Annotated in this window: 17 protein-coding genes and 1 tRNA gene; 4 read left to right on the top strand and 14 right to left on the bottom strand. The window is 35.6% G+C overall.

The window, feature by feature from the left end; all coding sequences use genetic code 11:
- Positions 1-179: 179 nt before the first annotated feature.
- Entirely contained in the window at positions 180-611 is a 432-nt protein-coding gene (locus SGJ10_02060; GenBank protein ID MDZ4756908.1) for a hypothetical protein, read from the bottom strand.
- 75 nt (positions 612-686) lie between these two features.
- Positions 687-1,466: a DUF2520 domain-containing protein gene (locus tag SGJ10_02055; protein ID MDZ4756907.1), complete on the bottom strand. Its 780-nt coding sequence runs from the start codon at positions 1,464-1,466 to the stop codon at positions 687-689.
- Positions 1,467-1,528: 62 nt separating this feature from the next.
- Here SGJ10_02055 and SGJ10_02050 point away from each other — a divergent pair, with 62 nt between their 5' ends.
- Complete coding sequence (locus SGJ10_02050; GenBank protein MDZ4756906.1) at positions 1,529-2,896, top strand: dipeptidase; 1,368 nt, start codon at positions 1,529-1,531, stop codon at positions 2,894-2,896.
- Between the two features lie 258 nt (positions 2,897-3,154).
- Here the strand turns inward: SGJ10_02050 and SGJ10_02045 are convergent, their stop codons facing one another.
- Positions 3,155-4,321 (bottom strand): ATP-binding protein, encoded by a 1,167-nt coding sequence (locus SGJ10_02045; protein ID MDZ4756905.1) that lies wholly within the window; start codon positions 4,319-4,321, stop codon positions 3,155-3,157.
- Positions 4,322-4,600: 279 nt separating this feature from the next.
- Here SGJ10_02045 and SGJ10_02040 point away from each other — a divergent pair, with 279 nt between their 5' ends.
- Positions 4,601-5,380, top strand: coding sequence for a hypothetical protein (locus SGJ10_02040; protein MDZ4756904.1), 780 nt, complete (start codon positions 4,601-4,603; stop codon positions 5,378-5,380).
- A 396-nt stretch (positions 5,381-5,776) separates the two neighbouring features.
- Here SGJ10_02040 and SGJ10_02035 read toward each other — a convergent pair.
- The 11 genes from SGJ10_02035 to SGJ10_01985 all read right to left on the bottom strand — a co-directional run bounded on the left by SGJ10_02035 (position 5,777) and on the right by SGJ10_01985 (position 17,000).
- A tRNA-Ser gene (locus SGJ10_02035) sits at positions 5,777-5,864 on the bottom strand.
- A gap of 69 nt (positions 5,865-5,933) precedes the next feature.
- Entirely contained in the window at positions 5,934-6,644 is a 711-nt protein-coding gene (gene lipB / locus SGJ10_02030; protein MDZ4756903.1) for a lipoyl(octanoyl) transferase LipB, read from the bottom strand.
- Entirely contained in the window at positions 6,628-7,806 is a 1,179-nt protein-coding gene (locus SGJ10_02025; GenBank protein MDZ4756902.1) for a glycosyltransferase family 4 protein, read from the bottom strand. The genes lipB and SGJ10_02025 overlap by 17 nt, the downstream gene beginning before the upstream one ends.
- Positions 7,803-8,990 carry a glycosyltransferase family 4 protein gene (locus SGJ10_02020; GenBank protein ID MDZ4756901.1) on the bottom strand — a complete coding sequence of 396 codons (1,188 nt, stop codon included), beginning with the start codon at positions 8,988-8,990 and terminating at the stop codon, positions 7,803-7,805. Before SGJ10_02020 ends, SGJ10_02025 begins: the two co-directional genes overlap by 4 nt.
- Positions 8,987-10,186, bottom strand: a complete 1,200-nt coding sequence (locus tag SGJ10_02015) for a glycosyltransferase family 4 protein (GenBank protein ID MDZ4756900.1) — start codon at positions 10,184-10,186, stop codon at positions 8,987-8,989. The genes SGJ10_02020 and SGJ10_02015 overlap by 4 nt, the downstream gene beginning before the upstream one ends.
- Positions 10,187-10,192: 6 nt before the next feature.
- Complete coding sequence (locus tag SGJ10_02010) at positions 10,193-11,377, bottom strand: glycosyltransferase family 4 protein (GenBank protein ID MDZ4756899.1); 1,185 nt, start codon at positions 11,375-11,377, stop codon at positions 10,193-10,195.
- 2 nt (positions 11,378-11,379) lie between these two features.
- The gene (locus tag SGJ10_02005) at positions 11,380-12,777 is read right to left on the bottom strand and encodes an asparagine synthase-related protein (GenBank protein MDZ4756898.1); all 1,398 of its coding nucleotides are present in this window, start codon (positions 12,775-12,777) and stop codon (positions 11,380-11,382) included.
- A 4-nt stretch (positions 12,778-12,781) separates the two neighbouring features.
- A complete protein-coding gene (locus tag SGJ10_02000; protein MDZ4756897.1) occupies positions 12,782-13,261 on the bottom strand; it encodes a DinB family protein in 480 nt (159 codons plus the stop codon).
- 4 nt (positions 13,262-13,265) lie between these two features.
- Complete coding sequence (locus tag SGJ10_01995; protein ID MDZ4756896.1) at positions 13,266-14,009, bottom strand: methyltransferase; 744 nt, start codon at positions 14,007-14,009, stop codon at positions 13,266-13,268.
- A complete protein-coding gene (locus SGJ10_01990) occupies positions 13,987-14,460 on the bottom strand; it encodes a 23S rRNA (pseudouridine(1915)-N(3))-methyltransferase RlmH (protein ID MDZ4756895.1) in 474 nt (157 codons plus the stop codon). The genes SGJ10_01995 and SGJ10_01990 overlap by 23 nt, the downstream gene beginning before the upstream one ends.
- A 5-nt stretch (positions 14,461-14,465) precedes the next feature.
- Positions 14,466-17,000, bottom strand: a complete 2,535-nt coding sequence (locus SGJ10_01985) for an ATP-dependent Clp protease ATP-binding subunit (GenBank protein ID MDZ4756894.1) — start codon at positions 16,998-17,000, stop codon at positions 14,466-14,468.
- Positions 17,001-17,405: 405 nt separating this feature from the next.
- Here SGJ10_01985 and SGJ10_01980 point away from each other — a divergent pair, with 405 nt between their 5' ends.
- Both SGJ10_01980 and SGJ10_01975 read left to right on the top strand, forming a co-directional pair.
- On the top strand, positions 17,406-17,585 hold the full coding sequence (locus SGJ10_01980) for a hypothetical protein (protein ID MDZ4756893.1): 180 nt from the start codon (positions 17,406-17,408) through the stop codon (positions 17,583-17,585).
- 15 nt (positions 17,586-17,600) lie between these two features.
- Positions 17,601-18,752 carry a glycosyltransferase gene (locus SGJ10_01975; GenBank protein ID MDZ4756892.1) on the top strand — a complete coding sequence of 384 codons (1,152 nt, stop codon included), beginning with the start codon at positions 17,601-17,603 and terminating at the stop codon, positions 18,750-18,752.
- Positions 18,753-19,012: the final 260 nt, after the last annotated feature.

Raw genomic sequence — 19,012 nt, 5'->3', positions numbered from 1 at the left:
CCACCTTTTTTTAGACTATAATATATTTAGTTTCGGTATGATTCGTAAAGTGATACTTGATACTTCCCGCCGCGGCGGGCTTTATACCTATTACTTTATACTAATAAAAAAAAAGCCCCGTTAGAATAAATCCTAACAGGGCTTTTAAAGCTAAACCTAATTACAAGGTATTTTAAATATTAATTCAACAACTCATCTTCTATATCTTTTTCTACGCCGCCAGCTTTACCTTTCTTTTCACCTTTTTTTGCTTTTTTCAACTCATGCTTTTCTTTCAACTTGGCAGTAAGTGTTTCAAATTGTTCTGGAGTAAGTATTGCTTTTATTTGATCTACCGCAGATTTTTTAACTTGCCTTGCTTGCACTTTTGCTGCATCTTTGGCTATTGAAGTATCTCTTTTAATAGCTACCAACTTTTTAAAGGATTCCAATTGTGCATTATATACTTTGGTGTACTGATCAGGAGCTAATTTTACTTGCTCATTAATCCAGTCGGCCGATTTTTTTGCACGGGCTTCTATGCCTTTGCCATTGTGAGCCTTTTTAGGCCCTTGTGCTACTGCTCCCATCGCCACCAGCAATGTAAAAGCAACGATAATCATTTTTTTCATATTATTATATATTATTTGGTTATAATGGGTGTGATACAACAAGCCCGCCAAGGTTTAATTATACAACCTATAATATTACAAGTCCTTGATTTTGAAATCAAAATTCTTGTACGCTAAAATACTATTAGTTAAAAAAGCATAGATATTTTTCATCTCAGTTTCGGTTTCTAAAGTTTCTATATGTTTCTTAAGCGTTAACTTATCGCCTCGTGATGCTGGCCCAGTTAAATTATTGGGATTGTTCTCGAAAAAAGTCCCCATGGCTTGCTTCAGCATCGGTTTATATATATCAATAGGAATATTATGTAGCTCGCAATATTCACGCAATCTCAATATAATATAAGTAGTAAAATTATTGGCAAACACCGCAGCAGTGTGCATTTGCAAACGTTTGAAACTATCACATTCAAATATATTTTGTATGCCTATCATCTCAGAAAAAGATATAATACTTTGCAAATTATCTTTACTATTTGCTTCCACACAAGCCGCAAATTCAGATATATCAGCGGTAATCATTTGCACCGATGCTGGCGGCCACCACACACCACTATTTTTAAATTTATATAATACATCCATGCTCGTTGCCCCCGAAGTATGTATCACCAAACAATCTCTGTTGCCAAGTTTATTTGCAACTTCTTCAATGGCTGAATCGGCAACTGCGAGTATAATTACATCACTTTCTAGTCCTGCCACTTCCAAATTCTCAATAATTTGAATAGGCAAACTCCCAAATAATGATTTCACTTTTTGTATATCTCTGCCCCATAGCTCAATGTTCACCGACTTCTGCAAAAGTTTTTGCACTAGCATGTTTGCCATTTTCCCGTTGCCTAATAAGGTGATTTTCATTTGGGGCAAATGTATTTAAAAATTAGCGATACATGTACTAATATTGCACAAAAAATAATATTATGCAAACCACCCAATATTTAGAAACCAACAAACAACGTTTCCTCGACGAACTTTTTGAAATACTTCGTATCCCATCCATCAGTGCTGACGCAGCATACAGTGACGATGTGCACAAGACTGCTGAATTTGTAAAAGATAAACTATTAGCCGCCGGTGCCGATAAAGTTGAAGTTTGTCAAACCGCTGGTTACCCCATTGTGTACGGTGAAAAAATGATAGACCCATCTTTGCCTACTGTATTAGTTTATGGTCATTATGATGTGCAACCAGCCGTTCCTTTGGAGCTTTGGGAAACACCTCCTTTCGAACCTACCATACGAAACGAACGCATTTATGCCCGCGGTGCCTGCGACGACAAAGGACAAATGTATATGCATATAAAAGCTTTTGAAGCCATGATGCAAACCAATACGATGGCATGCAATATGAAATTTATGATAGAAGGCGAAGAAGAAGTAGGCAGTGCAAACTTGGGAATATTTTGTATCGCAAATAAAGAAAGATTGAAAGCTGATGTAGTATTAATATCTGATACTTCTATGCTAGGCAACGATACCCCAAGTATTGATGTAGGCCTACGCGGACTAAGCTATGTAGAAGTAGAAGTAACAGGGCCTAACAAAGATTTGCATAGTGGTGTATATGGTGGTGCTGTTGCAAATCCAATTAATATATTGGCCAAAATGATTGCAGGTATGCACGATGAAAATAACCATATAACTATTCCCGGATTTTATGATGATGTATTAGAAGTTTCTGCAGAAGACAGGGCAGAATTAAATAAAGCTCCTTTCGATTTGGAAGCATATAAAAAAGAGTTGGGTATTGCTGAAGTATGGGGCGAAAAAGGATATACAACGATGGAACGCACTGGCACACGTCCTACTTTAGACTGTAATGGAATATGGGGTGGCTATATCGGTGAAGGTTCAAAAACTGTATTACCAGGAAAAGCATTCGCAAAAATTTCGATGCGTTTAGTTCCCAAACAAAGCAGTGAAAAAACTACCGAAATGTTTACCAAATATTTTGAAAGTATCGCTCCCAAAGGTGTTACCGTACAAGTTCGTCCACACCATGGTGGCGAGCCTGTCCTCACCCCTACCGACTCTATAGAATTTAACGCAGCAGCCAAAGCTATGGAAACTACCTTCGGCAAAAAACCTATACCAACTCGTGGTGGTGGTTCTATACCTATTGTAGCTTTGTTCGAAAAAGAATTGGGCGTAAAATCTGTATTGATGGGATTTGGTTTGGATATAGATGCATTGCACAGCCCCAACGAAAGTTATGGCTTGTTCAATTTCTATAAAGGTATTGAAACCATTCCTTATTTCTATAAGTATTATAGTGAGATGAAGAAGTAATACCGACACTCAATATATAATAGTCCAAAAGAAAGGGACTACTCCTCCCGCATCCCGCTAATTATCGGGATTAAGCGGGGCTTTCGGGAGTAGTTCGGTATTACCATTCTAAAAACTAAATCCGCCACAGGCGGAGAACTATTTTAGTTTAAGAATTGGTATAATAAAACAGTCTAAAGTAAAAAGATTTATTATATACTTTTGTCTTTATACCATAAATGGACAAATCCGCAATCAAATTGCAGATTTGTCCATTTTCTATTTCAATAAGGATTCGTAAGTGGCAAACGGGACAAAGGTTCCCGCTGAAGTTGTCACTTTTTTAGCCCCTGCATATATCACCGAATTTGTTGGTATTTTTACGTCAGAAACTTTATTCCAATAGGCAAAATTTGCAAAATAATCATTCGTTCTTGTTTCCCCAGATTTGATTTCAATAGGTATAGCTTTTCTATTTCCTTTGTCGATAATTATATCTATTTCTTTATGTGTTTTATCTTTCCAATAATATAATGGTGATTGCTTTCCTATATTATAATAGTGTTTCAAAGCATCAGCAATTACAAGGTTTTCGAACAAACCACCACGCAAAAAATGAGTAGCCACTTGGTCGGCTTTATCTAATCCCAATAAATAACAAACCAAGCCCGTATCATAAAAATATATCTTGGGACTTTTCATTAATCTTTTGCTAAAATTATTATGATAAGGCTGCAATAAATGTATAATAAAACCTGTTTCCAAAATCGATAACCAAGCTTTGGCAGTATTGGGCGAGATGCCGCAATCATTGGCCAAGCTATGTAAATTCAAAACACTGCCTACACGAGCTGCACACATTTTTAAAAACTTCACAAACAAACTATGGTCAGTAATATTTTTAATTTGCCGTACATCTCTTTCCAAATAAGTACGCACATATCCCGAATAAAAATCATGTGGGTCAATTTGCTTATCATATATACGAGGATAAAAACCAGTATATATAAGTTCATTAATGTCCTTTGTAGGTATTTTAGCTTTCTGCAATTCGCTTTTGCTTAATGGTAATAATTGACAAATTGCGGTACGACCTGCCAAACTTTGCGTGATATTTTCCATCAACAAAAAATTTTGAGAACCACTTAATACAAACATCCCTGCCTTGTTTTTTTCGTCTACAATTCCTTGTATATAAGAAAACAATTGTGGCACATGTTGTACTTCGTCTAGTATAGCTCCTTTGGGGTAGTTGTTCAAAAAACCTCTGGGATCGTTTGTAGCTAACAAACGCACGTCAGGGTCTTCTAGCGTAGCATAAGGGAGCTTTGAGAATAGCTTTTTTACCAACGTACTCTTACCTGATTGCCTAGGCCCAGTCACCGTAATAACAGGAAACTTGGTAGCTAACTGCTTGATTTTATTACTTATCTTACGATTTATCATACCACAAATTTAAAACAATTATTGGACAAATCCGCAATCAAATTGCATATTTGTCCACTATTTTTTTACAATATAATAGTTATCAATATTTTACAATTTTAATTTTTCGTAAAATTGAAGAGAAAAAAGGGAAGAATACCATTCAAATCAAAAACTACATATCCATATATAATCACTACATAATTCCAAAACAATGGGATTACTGCGTGACCCCTGAGGGCAATGTCATTAAGTTAAGGGAATTGTATAAAAAATAGGACTGCAACATCTAGTTTTGAGGTGCGAAACTTAAAACACAGCCGCAACCCTATTATGTTTGATGCAAATATAAAAATTATTAGTGAACTAAAAAAAATTGTTTCTTTGGTAACTGATAACCGAGAAATCCTAGACAAATTCTGTAGGTCGGAGAAAGATTTCACCAAAGAGAGAAAACTTTCTTTTGACAAATTGACCTTGTTGATTGCTCGTCTCTGCAAGAAAACGTTGAGTGTTGAGATAGAGAATTTTTTTGATGAACTGAATGTGCCGATGCCCTGTTCTGTCAGTGCTTTTACACAGCAGCGAATAAAGCTCGAACCTTTGTTTTTTTACTATTGGAACATGGTTCTATGCAGAAGTTATTATATATATAGCACTGATATAAAACGTTGGAAAGGATATAGGTTGGTTGCTGGGGATGGCTCATCGGTGAGTCTGGTCAATACCCCTGCACTCAGCGATTATTTTGGGGGGCAGAGCAACCAGGAGAAATCATTTGTGTTGGCAAAAACGTTTTATTGTTATGATGTACTTAACAAAATCATATTGTCCTCTCAAATAAAGCCATACAGATATGGTGAAATGAAGATGGCACATAATATCACTAATATTATAGAAGAAGATATGGTGATGATATATGATAGGAATTTTAGCAACTATAAAATGGCGGCTTTACACCAATGGCAGGAAATAGAAAGGAAATATATTATAAGAGCGAAAGAGTCGACCAATATAATCAAATCGTTTATAGAGAGCGAGCAAACATCTGCCATTATATATATGAAACCCACGGCATGAACATTTTATAAGATATACATTGCCCGTAAGAAAAGGGAGATCTTTTGCAAGAGTTCGAAAGAACATACAATCCAATAGCAAACACAAGACCTTTACTAACTTTAAACCAGCCTTTTAAATGCTTAACTTAATGACATTGCCCTGAGGGGGTGGCTTCAAACGTTTTTTCCTATTCACTGCGTGAATAGGATTTTTTGTTTAAAAAAATTTGCTAAAGCAAGCTTTGCAAAAATACATATAGAATGGGATTACTGCGTGATCCCTGAGGGGGTGGCTTCAAACATTTTTTCCTATTCACTGCGTGAATAGGATTTTTTGTTTAAAAAAATTTGCTAAAGCAAGCTTTGCAATTTTTTTTAAACAAAAAATCCCGCACTTTCGTGCGGGAAAAATGTTTGGCGGAGAGAGAGGGATTCGAACCCCCGGACCTGTGACAGTCAACAGTTTTCAAGACTGCCGCATTCGACCGCTCTGCCATCTCTCCGAGTGCAAAATTAGGTTAAGCAGCCGTTATGACAAAAGAAATTTTAAATTTGAGTTATCCCTTTGGTTATCAGCCAACCTTGCTATCAAACACTTCTTCGAAATACTTAATGATGAGAGCCTGCACCTCTTTTTCATCCACACTTTTTTTCGTTTCTTTTTCAATAGAGGTTACGCCTTTATCGGTAATGCCGCAAGGAACTATGTGATTGAAGAAACTTAAATCGGTGTTTACATTTAATGCAAAACCATGCATCGTAATCCAGCGACTTGCCCTAATTCCCATCGCACATATTTTTCTTGGGTTATCCGAATCTATATCAAGCCACACGCCAGTCAACCCCGGTATTCGAGCTCCTATTATATTATAATGTGCAATAGTTCTAATAATAATTTCTTCCAAATCACGCAAGTACCGACCAATATCGGTATAATACTGATCGAGGTCTAAAATTGGATAGCCCACTATTTGTCCTGGCCCATGATAAGTAATATCGCCACCTCTGTTGGTATTAAAAAATTCTATATCATATTGTTTTAGCGTTTCATTATTCAATAATAAATGTTTCATCAGCCCGCTTTTACCCAATGTATATACATGTGGATGTGTACAAAGTATTAAGTCGTGCGAAATAGGCTCTAGTATTGCAGCAGTGCGGTTATGTATTTTTGACTGTACTTTATTATTGAACAAATCCTCTTGTATTTTCCATGCATCGCTGTAGGGAATATGATCGTAAGTTGATAATGCTATATATTGTTTATCAGGCAAAGAATTCATCAAATAATTTGTTTTGTAAAGAAATATCAAAATCTGTTTTTACCCGTTCAGATGCATGAATAGCAATCTGTTTGCGGATTTCAGCGGGTAACATTATAATCTCATTGAGTTGCTTATATAATCCTTTGAAATCTCTTCGTTTCACAATCCAACCTGTTTCGTTATGTATAATATTTTCTTGCAATCCTTCAGCGTCAGAAGCAACTACTAATAAACCGCATGATTGTGCCTCAAGTACTGCATTGCTGAAACCTTCCTGTACACTGAACTGTATAAAAATATCCGATTGCTTTAAATAAGTAGGTATTTGAGAATGTTGAATTTCGCCTACAAAGTTTATTTCATTTTGTAATTCGAGTAGATTAGCTATATATATTAATTCTTCTTTGGCCTTACCAGCTCCGATAATGGTATAGTCAAACTCTATATGATTATTCTTCAATTCTTTTAAGGCCAAAAGTGTATAATTATATCCTTTTTTCCAATGCAACCTGCCCACCGAGACAATTTTAAGTGGGTTACTAATGCTACCGATATTCTTTTTCAGTGAAAAAGAATGCGTATCAATTGCTGGATAAATTTTATTTACTTGCATATTATGAGGCATTCCTTGCTGGTAAGCTAAATGGGTAATATCATCAGAAATCGAATGAACTTTATCGGTGAATTTCCAAACCTGTGAGTGTACTTTACTATTTTTTAATGGCGATATCGCAATATCATACCCTCTAATACTCAAGCTCATTTTGCACCCAATAGCTTTGGCCACATATTCTCTATTATATGCCAATCCTGAAAATTCAAAATGTAACCAATCTATTTTTTGCGTTAATATATGATAGTTTGATATTAAATATTTCCCAGTTTTTCTCCATGAATTACCTTCTCCCCGGCTTATTCTATAATATCGAAATAATATGGGCAAAAACCACAGGCCTCTTAAGATATTATATAGTAAACTCTTCAATATTGACAATATAGGTTGTGAACTTAAGGCATATACAATCTTATATTCTTTTTGGTGCGGAATATGTGCGTTTGATAATACCGTTACTTGATATCCCGATTGCAACAACCCACTAATTTTGTCTTTCAAAAATTGCTCTGAATAAACGGGCGGTTTGGTTACCACTATGCCGATATGTTTCTTTTTTATCTTCAAGATTGTATTACATTTTGATATAATATCTCCATTTCGTTCAATTGTGTATTGAGGGTATGCTTTGCTACAATGGTTTCATAGGCATTCGTAATCATTTTTACGCTTTCATCTTCATTTAACTGATATACTTTTAGTAGTGACTCCGCAAGCTGCTCTGCATATCCACTCTTTGTTATATAACCATTTACACCTTCTTTTATTACTTCAAGCATACCTCCACAATCGCTTGATACCACTATGGTGCCTACTGCCATAGCCTCAAGTACCACATTGGCAACACCTTCTTCAAGGCTAGGTAACAAAAACACATCCGATTTCTGTACTTTTTCCAATACTTTATCGTGCGATAATCCTCCCGTTATTATAATACAATCCTGAATTTCCAGTTCTTTTATTTGATGCAATAACCGTTCATCAAGTGTGCCTTGAGCCACAATGGTATACTCCACTGGAATATTATTGTCTTTTAAAATCTTGATCGCATCAAATGCATAGGTGTATCCTTTCTTCCAATGGTGCCTCCCTATAGATACTACTTTAAAAACACCTTCATTTCGTTTTTTTGCAATCGTGAACTTGCTTAAGGTAGAATCAGTTACTGCCGGGTAGGCAACATGTGCCCGCTCCTCAACAGTAGCATCGTACTTTTTTGCTTCGTTAATAATGGCATGCGATACTGCATGAAAACCATCTATTTTAGGAAATAACCTAACATAACTTTGTTTGCATTCTTCTTGGTATAGTGGTGTTACATTTAGATGTGTCCCTCTTAAACTAACAACAGTTTTTGCTAATTTATTTTCTATCAATGTATCAATATATACAATAGAATTAACCCATTGGATGTGAAAAATAGCTACCTCCAAGTGAACAATAGTAGCATATAAGTTAAAACGATAAATCCATGATAAATATGTTTTGTCTTTGCTTGTTTTTAAAAGATAAATCAGTGTTTTAGGAGCTGTAAACAAAAACTTAAATATATATTTCAAGGCATAAAATACCATTTGTATTTTCGAAATGGGTTCCTTTAAAATATGGATATTCCGATGTTTTTCATAGTGAGGATTCTTTTTATATTTGCCATAAACATAAATCTCATGACCTCTTTCTGCCAAACCTTTTATCAAGTTCTCTATAAATACTGTAGACGGTATTTCATTAGCATATATAGCAATTTTCATATCGTTTCTTTCCAATTGTTCAGTACAGAATCATATAACTTTTCAATATTATTTAACTGCATTTCTTGCAAATGATTTACATTTAGCTGCTCTCTGGCTTTCAAAATCATTTGCTCTCGTTCGCTGGGTGTGAGATTATACACCTTTGTTAAGCCCTGGGCAATTGAAGAAGGAGTGCAAACCTTCGTAATAATACCATTTACACCATTTTCAATTACTTCAACAATACCGCTACAATCAGTTGATACTACCGGTGTACCAACTGCCATGGCTTCAATAATTACATTGGGAATGCCTTCGTCTATACTTGACAATAGCAATACATCCGCATTTTGTATTGCTGCCAATACTTCATCGTGGGGCAAGCTAGGTATGATGCGTATATGGTTATGTAAATCTAAGTCTTCTATTTGAAATAATAATTGTTCGGGCAATGTGCCGAAAGCAACGAGGGTATAATAAACTGGGATGCCTTCGTCTATCAATATCTTAAGTGCATCCAGTGCATACATAAATCCTTTAATATGATGAAACCTACCAACCGAAATTATGTTAAAATTTATTGCTGAAGGTTGGGAAATATTAAATAAATTATATGTTTCTTTTGATATTGAAGGATAGGCCACTATACTTCTATTGGGCAAGTTATGATAATACTTCTGAGATTCACTAATTATTGCATACGAAACTCCATGAAACCCATTTATGAACGGGAACAATTTTTCAAATTCGTTTTTTATTTTCTCATTCACAATGGGAGAAACATTTATATGGGTTCCTCGCAGACTTAATACTGTTTTTATTTTTCCATCTTTTATCAATTCATCGAGTATAGTAACAGACTTAGCCCATTGTATATGGATTATATCCAAATTCCAATCATACAAAGTAATATACATATTAAACTTTTGCATCCACCTTATAAAGGAATTTACTTTTGATATTTTAATAATATGAATTAATAATTTGGGCTTGGTAAATATCAATTTAAAAAAATACTTCAGGGCATAAAGTATCTTTTTTATTTGCGTTTTAGGTTTATGAACTATATGGATATTGGGGTAATTATCGTAATGTGGGTTTTTTATATACTTGCCATAAATAAAAACTTCATGGCCTCGACTTGCAAGTGCTGTTATCAAATCTTCTATGAAAACTGTAGCGGGTATTTCGTTGGCAAAAATGGAAATTCTCATGCTAAATCAAGTTGCAATATTAAAAAATTCTCTGAACAAATCCTGCTGCTTCCTTATATCAAAATTTTGAGAAACATGTAATATCGCATTCTTAGAGAATTCTTTTTTCTTATCTTCGGGCATATCATATAATTCCTTTATCTTAGCTGCCAAAGCAACTGGATTTCTCTTTGCAACCACCCAACCGGTTTTGTTATTCACGACATTCTCTGGCAAGCCACCAGCGTCGGACACTATGGTAAGTAAGCCTTTGGCCTGTGCTTCTAATGTAGCGTTGCAAAAACCTTCTTGCACACTGTACTGCAAGTATATATGGGTTTTATCCAAAATAGCATTCAGCTCTTCACGTCCCATTTTATCATGAAATATAATATAATCTGCCAATTGGTAATAATGAGCTAAAAAAATGAACTCTTCTTTTTCTGGTTCTTCAAACCCTCCAATAATATGATATATAAAATCAATATTTTCTTTCTTCAGCAAAGTTAAAGCGGCAAACACATATTGGTAGCCTTTCTTCCACGATACTCGTCCCGTTGTAGTAATATTTAATACATTTCCCCAAGTAATATTGGTGGGTGCAAAGTTCGTCAAATCAATAGCTGGTTCAATTTTGGTAACCGGTGTATTAGGGTTCAAACCGTGTTTAAGAGCACGTTTTACCAAATCATTGCTAATGGTATGAACACCGTCAACATTTTTCCAAACAGTTGCAAAAGAACCTTTGTTTTTAAGTAAGGAAATACTTACATCATATCCCCTGAAACTCACGGTCATCTTAGCTTGCATTGCTTTTGCCACATATTCACGCCCTACTGCTAATACTGAAAATTCAAAATGTATATGGTTAACAGGATTGAATAATATATGCAAATTGGAAAATATATTTTTGAATTGAGCCATAGTTGATGGATAAAGCTCTTTTATATATTTTTTATATCGCACAATGGTGTTGAAATTCTGTATAATTTTTAAAGCGATATAGGGTACTTTATACAATAATTGAAATAACCGCAACTCAGTATAAGAGCTATATAGTGGAGCATTTGTATTATTCTTACGGTTTAAATTAGAAAAAATAATTACTGTAAAACCATCGTCAATAAGGTTTTGTATTTTGCTTAACAGAAACGTTTCTGTATAGATAGGTGGTTGAGCAACCACAAGTCCTATAGTTTTTTTCTTTTGCAAATTTAACTTTCTTTTAACTTGGTAAATAAGGAAAGCGTTAAAAGCATACTTAATGCATGCGAATATTTAATAGGTTCGTGGTGGAATAAAGCTTCGAATTTTTTGACCACATTTTCGTTGACTAATGGCTGAAGTGATTTATAATATATATATTCATGCAATTTAGCTTCATTTTTATCGCCTACAAATTGCAATTCCCAATTCCTTAAAATTTTAGGCTTTTGAATTATATTGCAAACTTTATTATAAGCCCTATTGGGTATGTTACTCCAATGATAGAAACGCTTATAACTGTACAAATTCAAATCGTAAGCTTGCCATTTTATTTTAGCCAATTCTGGTGCATATTTTTTGAGATATTCGATTTGCACTTGCCTTCCACATAAAATGTCCTCGGGGATTCCACAAATAAACTCGCACATTCTGTCATTATAATAGGGCAATATATTTTCGCTATTGCGGGAGAATATTTGCAAATTGGTACTTGTCCATCTCGGTGCCCAATGTGTAGATTTAAATGCACGTATTCTTGCGTTTGAATTGTCAATCTTTATTTTATCTAAAGCTGAATTGAGTCTTTCTTTTAAATACGTATCGAAATCTCCTTCCAATTCCCACAAACGCCAAAGTTCCATTCCCAATTCCCTTCCACCTTTTTTCAATACTTTTTTGTATAAGATAGATACCTGTTCATCGAAACTCAAATTATCAGGAACACCCATGCCATCAAACAATACATCACCCCAATGCCCTAGCACAAATGCATCGCCGCGTTTACTCACATCATCAATCACAGCCATCTGTCGTGCATGGGTAAACTCACTCATACAGCCATTTATCACAGCCAATTTCTCTATCGAGTTCCATAAATATCCTTCCTCTATTTCATAAGCTTTAAAGGCAAATTTTTCGGCATTTGCAATTTTATTGCTATACTGTGTTTCTTTTATTCCCCCTTTAAATCCGTAGGAATAACTCCAAAGATGCGGGTGGTTTTTCAATCCCGCTGCCAAAGTTCTGCTATCCAATCCCCCTGACAAAGGAAGTATGATTTTTTTATTTTTTGTGCTTGTATTTAATATATCGTGAAACAGTTCAGTAAACTCTTCCACAGCTTGGCCCAAAGTGATATCTCGTGGTTTATAATACCACTCGAAATAGGGTTTATCTTCTATGGTTATAAGGCCATCATTTATCGAATATTTAGAAGCAGGCTTTACATACTTAATATCGGTATAGTATGTATCATCATCCATAAAAAAACCACAAGCAGCATAAATGCATATAGCTCTATAATCATAAGGCCCATTATGTTTAGGCAAATCTTTGGTATATAATACTGTTTTATTTTGGATATTATAAAACAAGGGATTTGAAGGTATGATTCCGTTTTTTTGCAAAATACTATTTTCTATAATATGCGATTAAATCTGTAGCCGGAATCTGTGTTACACCAGCTTGTCTCAGCATCGTAACAAGTTGTCCCCTATGAAAGGTACTGTGATTAACCACATGCGATAATATTTCAAAAAAACTACTAGAGAACTCAATTCCTTTTAAATTCTTATAGGTAATCCTATTCGATAAATCTGCTTGTTCGATAAATTGTATGTAAGTGTTTTCTTGTTCTTTTATATATGTGAACGATTCTGCAAAAGTACCTGTATAATTTGCAGTGGCGGGCCACGGGGTCAATGGCTTATCCATTAGCCGTTCAAGCCATACTGTTTCCGCATCCCACAAGTGGTAAACAGTTTTTCGTATACTGCTAAAACTGCTATTAATTTCCACATCAGCAAGCTCCAAAGGAATTGCACCAAACAACTTTTCATTGGCCCATTGGTTATATAAGCACATGTTTTTGATATGTTCTTTTAGTTCCATTTTATTACAAATAATAGTCTCCTACCAAGCTTTCGTAAGCGGAAGTTTTGATAATGTTTTGATGGTACAAAATTAATTGGTCTTGGTCGAATTGGACCTCATCTTTTCCAAATTTACATAAAACCCTGCTCACTCCTTTGTTTTCAATCGTTTTCACAAATGTATAATACTGTTTGTGGAGCTTTTTATTCTTAAAGCAAGTTTCAATTTCTTGTAAAAACAGCATCGGGATAATCAAAAAAAAACTCCCCTTCGCGTTTAATAAACTACTCGCATCAGCCAAAGTTTCAAAAGGAAGTGAATCATGAAAACGGGCTTTAGCCCTATGTGCATCAGGCCATTGCGTATTATTAATTTTACTTAAATTAATAGGTTCGAAATAGGGCGGGTTGGAAATAATGATATCATACTTTTGATGCGTTGTTTCCTTAAATTCTGCAAAATCTAGATGATATAATCGCATAGTGCTTTCATTTTGTTGAAAGTTAAATGCTGCGTCTTTACAGGCTTCTGAATCAATTTCTACTGCATCAATCTCCAAATTATGATTTTTCTGCAACATCATCAACGACAACAATCCTGTGCCTGTTCCAATATCCAATAACTTCCGCTCCTCACCCTCCATCATATTTGCAGCCCAAGCACCTAGCAATACAGAATCGGTATTTACCTTCATGGCAGCATAATTTTGCCTTATGCTAAATTGTTTAAAACTAAATGATTGATCAGGCATGATGATAGGGTTCATTCTTCAAAATAGAACAGGCCCTATACAATTGCTCAAACAATATCAACCTGAAAATTTGATGGTTAAAAGTAAGTTTGGAAAAAGATATTTTCGCTTTGGCAATTTTATATAATTCATCATCAAAACCAAAGGCTCCTCCAATACAAAAAACTAAATTCCCCGGCGTGTGGTTTGTTTGTACTTGGATATAATTTGCAAATGCCACCGAGTCGAATTGTTGCCCTTTATCATCCAGTAGAATAAGCGTATCGCCTGCGTTTATATGTTTTCCAAATAAAACAAATTCATTTTTTTTAACTTGAGCAGCATCTTCAGTTTGTTTGTTTTTAGGTACCTTCAGTTCCACCAGCTCAAAGCGTCCATAATGTTTTAGCTTTTGTATATAATAAGAAACCCCTTCGCCCAAGTATTTGTGCGAAAGGGTTCCTATACAAAGTACTTTAATTTTCAAAAGTATTAATCGTTTTTGGGCGACTCTTTCTTTTTCTTTTTGCGGTTGATGGTAATGGTCAACTCATCAGCCCCAGCTATATAATCAGCTTCTATTATTTCGCCTTCTTTTATTTCAGCCTTAAGCATTTCTTCTGCTACGGGATCCTCAAGAAATTTCTGAATTGCTCGTCCCAAAGGCCTTGCACCGTAATCGCTATCATATCCTTTTTCGCACAAGAATTCTTTTGCTGCATCGGTAACGGTAATTTTCAATCCCATAGGCTCAATACGCTTGAACAATTTTTTCAAATTGATTTCCAAAATAGCAAGCATGTGCTCCTTCTCCAATTGGTTAAAAATAATCACATCATCAATACGGTTCAAAAACTCAGGAGAGAAATAACGCTTCAAGGCTGTTTCTATTACACTCTTGGTATGCGATTCTGTATTATCTGTTTTGGCAGATGTATTAAAACCAACACCGCTGCCAAAGTCTTTCAATTGACGTGAACCAATATTGGAAGTCATTATGATAATCGTATTTCTAAAGTCGATTTTGCGACCCATACTATCCGTCAAATATCCTTCATCTAAAACTTGCAACAATAAGTTAAACACGTCGGGATGGTCTTTTTCTATCTCGTCCAATAATATTACCGAGTATGGCTTGCGACGAATTTTCTCTGTCAACTGACCGCCTTCTTCATAACCCACATATCCTGGAGGAGCTCCTACTAAACGCGACACGGCGAATTTCTCCATATACTCACTCATATCGATGCGGATCATTGCGTCATCAGTGTCGAACAAGTATTGCGACAACGCTTTTGCAAGCTCTGTTTTGCCCACACCTGTTGGTCCCAAGAATATAAATGAGCCGATGGGTTTATTGGGATTTTTCAATCCTGCACGAGTACGTTGAATTGCTTTGGCCAATTTCAATATTGCTCCTTCTTGTCCTATTACACGGGCTTTCAAATCGTCACCCATTTTCAACAAACGGTTGCTTTCGCTCTGTGCAATTTTCTTTACAGGAATACCCGTCATCATGGCTATAACGTCGGCCACATCATCTTCAAGCACATTGAATTTTTGGTTCTTAGTTTCCTCTTCCCATTTGGCTTTTTCGATATCCAAACTTTCCAACAGATTCTTTTCACGGTCACGTAATTTGGCAGCCTCCTCATACTTTTGGCTTTTCACTACTTGGTTTTTCAGAACCTTAATTTCTTCAATTTGTTTTTCGAGGTCTAATACATTTTGAGGTACATGTATATTGTTCAAATGCACTCTTGCCCCTACCTCGTCCAATACGTCAATTGCTTTGTCTGGCAAAAATCTATCTGCCATATAACGGGTACTTAATTTTACACAAGCTATAATACTTTCGGGGGTATAAGAAACCGAGTGATGTTCTTCGTATTTATCACGAATGTTTTGCAATATCTCAATACTTTCTTCCTCGGTGGCTGGCTCCACTAAAACCATTTGGAAACGACGTTCCAAGGCTCCATCTTTTTCTATATACTGGCGATATTCATCTAAAGTAGTAGCTCCAATACATTGTATCTCACCGCGGCTCAATGCGGGCTTAAACATATTGGAAGCATCTAAGGAACCACTTGCTCCACCAGCACCAACAATGGTATGTATTTCATCGATAAACAAAATCACATCGGGCGATTTTTCAAGCTCGTTCATCACTGCTTTCATGCGTTCCTCAAACTGTCCGCGGTATTTGGTACCTGCTACTAATGATGCTAAATCTAAAGTAACTACACGTTTATTAAATAATACTCTTGAAACTTTGCGTTGCGATATTCTTAAAGCTAAACCTTCGGCGATAGCAGTTTTACCAACACCAGGCTCACCTATTAATACAGGATTGTTCTTTTTACGGCGTGATAATATTTGCGATACACGTTCAATTTCTTTTTCTCTTCCTACTATGGGGTCTAATTTTCCGTCTTCGGCTGCACGGGTTAGGTCACGACCAAAGTTATCGAGCACAGGAGTCTTTGATTTAATATCCGTGGGTTTACTAGGCTTATTGGGCTCATTGGGCTTACGCTCCTGGTAATAATCATCGGGCGAATCTGTTGGCAATTCCGATTTGATATCGGCGATATTATTTTCCAAAGCAGCTCTAAAAATTTCATAATTAACTGCAAACTGACCCAAAACTTGTGAGGCCATATTGTCTTCGTCGCGAAGGATAGAGAGCAGCAAATGCTCCGTACCTATCACATCGGTTTTAAAAATTCGAGCTTCGAGATAGGTGATCTTCAAAACCTTCTCGGCTTGTTTGGTTAAAGGTATATTGGCCAGATTACTGATGCGGCCGGTGGCCATGTGGCGAATATTATCTTCAATATTTTTGCGAACGCGAACAATGTCCACATCCAATGCCTGCATGGTTCGTAAGGCTTTGCTATCACCCTCTCTCAAAAGTCCCAACAGCAAATGCTCACATCCAATAAAATCGTGACCCAACCTGATGGCTTCTTCTCTACTGAAGGATATGACATCTTTAACACGGGGCGAAAACTTAGCTTCCATAAATCTTAATTTTTTTTACAAATATATACGTAATTCCACTGAATTAGTTTCGGGCTTCAATATTACAAAGATAATTCCTATTTTCAGAAACTGTTCTTTTACACAAAAAAATATTTTGTATGCTTTGCAATACAGGCCGCTCCACAAGTGTTTGACTGTTAGAAAAGTTTACACAGAAGAAGTTCAAAAACAAAACTGCAATTAATTTTGACACAGTAAGCGAACAATTTAATAACAGGTCAAAATGGCGGAGAGATTGGGAATTTATTCATTTTGTTTAAATATTAAAATACTCAGTGATTGGCCGCGGCGAATCACCGTTAGGGTTTTCGATGATTTATACCGACACTCAATATATAAAAGTCCAAAAGAAAGGGACTAAATGTATTGTAGTTCGGCATTACCATGCTACAAACCAAATCCGCCACAGGCGGAGAACTATTTTTGATTAAGAATTGGTATTATATATCCAAGATTGACAATTATTATGATGCTTTGCTCAAAGGATTTATTCCTATTCAATGCCCCTATATAAAAGTGAACCGTTATATAACTTTATTTTTTATATCGCCTACTGCCCCATAATTTTGCATGATACAAATGCCCAAAAAAGAACATCTATTAATTATAAGCGACTCACCGATGTGCCACGATGGACAAGGTGTACGCATTTTTGAAGCCACCCTGCGTGAAGTAGAGCATTTAACTGAAATTTTTGAAAATATTACTTGGATTGGTTTCAATAGAACTGATATGTTACTGGGAGGGAGCCGTTATGATAGTACTGGGAAAATTACAGCTATTCCTTTAAAATTATCTGGTGGAAATGGATTAGTTAATAAATTGAAGCAGCTTTTTGCACTCCCGTCCTATTGGCTCACGATATGGAAACATTTGAAGCATGCCAAATATGTGCATACCCGTGCTCCATCTATTCCTTCCTTATTAGTACTTTTATATAATTTTATAGACCATAAACGACATTATTGGCACAAATTCGCAGGCAACTGGGCCAGTGAAAATCCACCAAAATCATACGACATCCAAAAACGTTTCATGCTGCGTCTCAAGCACAGTAAAGTAACTATAAATGGGAAATGGCCTGACCAGCGGCCACATGTTTTGGCTTTTGAAAATCCTTGTTTTTCGGAACAGGAATTAGTGAAAGCAAACAAAGCAGCCGAATCAAAAAAATTTAATGACAAACTTAATATACTATTTGTTGGACGTATAGAAATACCAAAAGGAGTGGGTCGCTTAATTGAAGGTTTACTTTTGCTAGATGATAAATATTGGGAACAAATTGGTTGGGTGAAATTAGCAGGAAATGGTCTCGATTTTGAAAAGATAAAAAAACATATTTCAATCTTAGAAAAAAAAATAGAACTTACGGGAAGTTTAGGGCGTGAACAATTAAATATATTATATAGTGCCGCTCATTTATTATTGTTACCTACCGAATGTAGCGAAGGATTCCCCAAAGTAGTTTCGGAAGCGGCTGCACATGGTTGCATACCGATTGTTACTGATGTATCCTCACTTACGCAATATATTAAACATTTGCAAAACGGATTGGTATTGCAAAACTTATCTCCTGAAGAAATAAAAAATAATGTTCAATTACTTTTGGATAACAGAACACTATCGGAAAGCATTTCAAAAGAAGCTACCAAGCAAGGCCCACTTTTCACTTACGAAAGATATAATAAAAGGATAGTTGAGGAAGTGTTTGGAATTGTAGATAGTATATAGTAGAAAGTATAAAAGACTAAAACAAATACAATTAAATAGATAGTGGAGGATTTATTCCTTTTTTTAACATTTTTTCTATCCTTCCATTCTGGGTTTTTCGGATATGATTGGGACAAATATTACGCTGAGTGCCTATAATCTCATTCTTCGCTGTAGGTGTCCTACACCGCAGGATATCTATCGGCCTTAACTACGCAGGCTAAATATCAAAAGAATTTATTCATTTTTTAGACTAGTTTCACACAGTTAGGCAACCTAAT

Source organism: Bacteroidota bacterium (assembly GCA_034439655.1).
GTDB lineage: Bacteria > Bacteroidota > Bacteroidia > UKL13-3 > UKL13-3 > CANJUD01.
The sequence above is the reverse complement of the archived record's forward strand: the minus strand, read 5'-3'. Positions and strand labels throughout refer to the sequence as shown.

Bases quoted from the DNA above. Each gene is read 5' to 3' on its own strand.
- SGJ10_02050 (MDZ4756906.1), top strand. From the start codon at position 1,529: ATGCAAACCACCCAATATTTAGAAACCAACAAACAACGTTTCCTCGAC.
- SGJ10_02060 (MDZ4756908.1), bottom strand. From the start codon at position 611: ATGAAAAAAATGATTATCGTTGCTTTTACATTGCTGGTGGCGATGGGA.
- SGJ10_01980 (MDZ4756893.1), top strand. From the start codon at position 17,406: ATGCTACAAACCAAATCCGCCACAGGCGGAGAACTATTTTTGATTAAG.
- SGJ10_01975 (MDZ4756892.1), top strand. From the start codon at position 17,601: ATGCCCAAAAAAGAACATCTATTAATTATAAGCGACTCACCGATGTGC.
- SGJ10_02000 (MDZ4756897.1), bottom strand. From the start codon at position 13,261: ATGGAACTAAAAGAACATATCAAAAACATGTGCTTATATAACCAATGG.
- SGJ10_01985 (MDZ4756894.1), bottom strand. From the start codon at position 17,000: ATGGAAGCTAAGTTTTCGCCCCGTGTTAAAGATGTCATATCCTTCAGT.
- SGJ10_02015 (MDZ4756900.1), bottom strand. From the start codon at position 10,186: ATGAGAATTTCCATTTTTGCCAACGAAATACCCGCTACAGTTTTCATA.
- lipB (MDZ4756903.1), bottom strand. From the start codon at position 6,644: ATGAATTCTTTGCCTGATAAACAATATATAGCATTATCAACTTACGAT.
- SGJ10_02045 (MDZ4756905.1), bottom strand. From the start codon at position 4,321: ATGATAAATCGTAAGATAAGTAATAAAATCAAGCAGTTAGCTACCAAG.
- SGJ10_02055 (MDZ4756907.1), bottom strand. From the start codon at position 1,466: ATGAAAATCACCTTATTAGGCAACGGGAAAATGGCAAACATGCTAGTG.
- SGJ10_02020 (MDZ4756901.1), bottom strand. From the start codon at position 8,990: ATGAAAATTGCTATATATGCTAATGAAATACCGTCTACAGTATTTATA.
- SGJ10_01995 (MDZ4756896.1), bottom strand. From the start codon at position 14,009: ATGAACCCTATCATCATGCCTGATCAATCATTTAGTTTTAAACAATTT.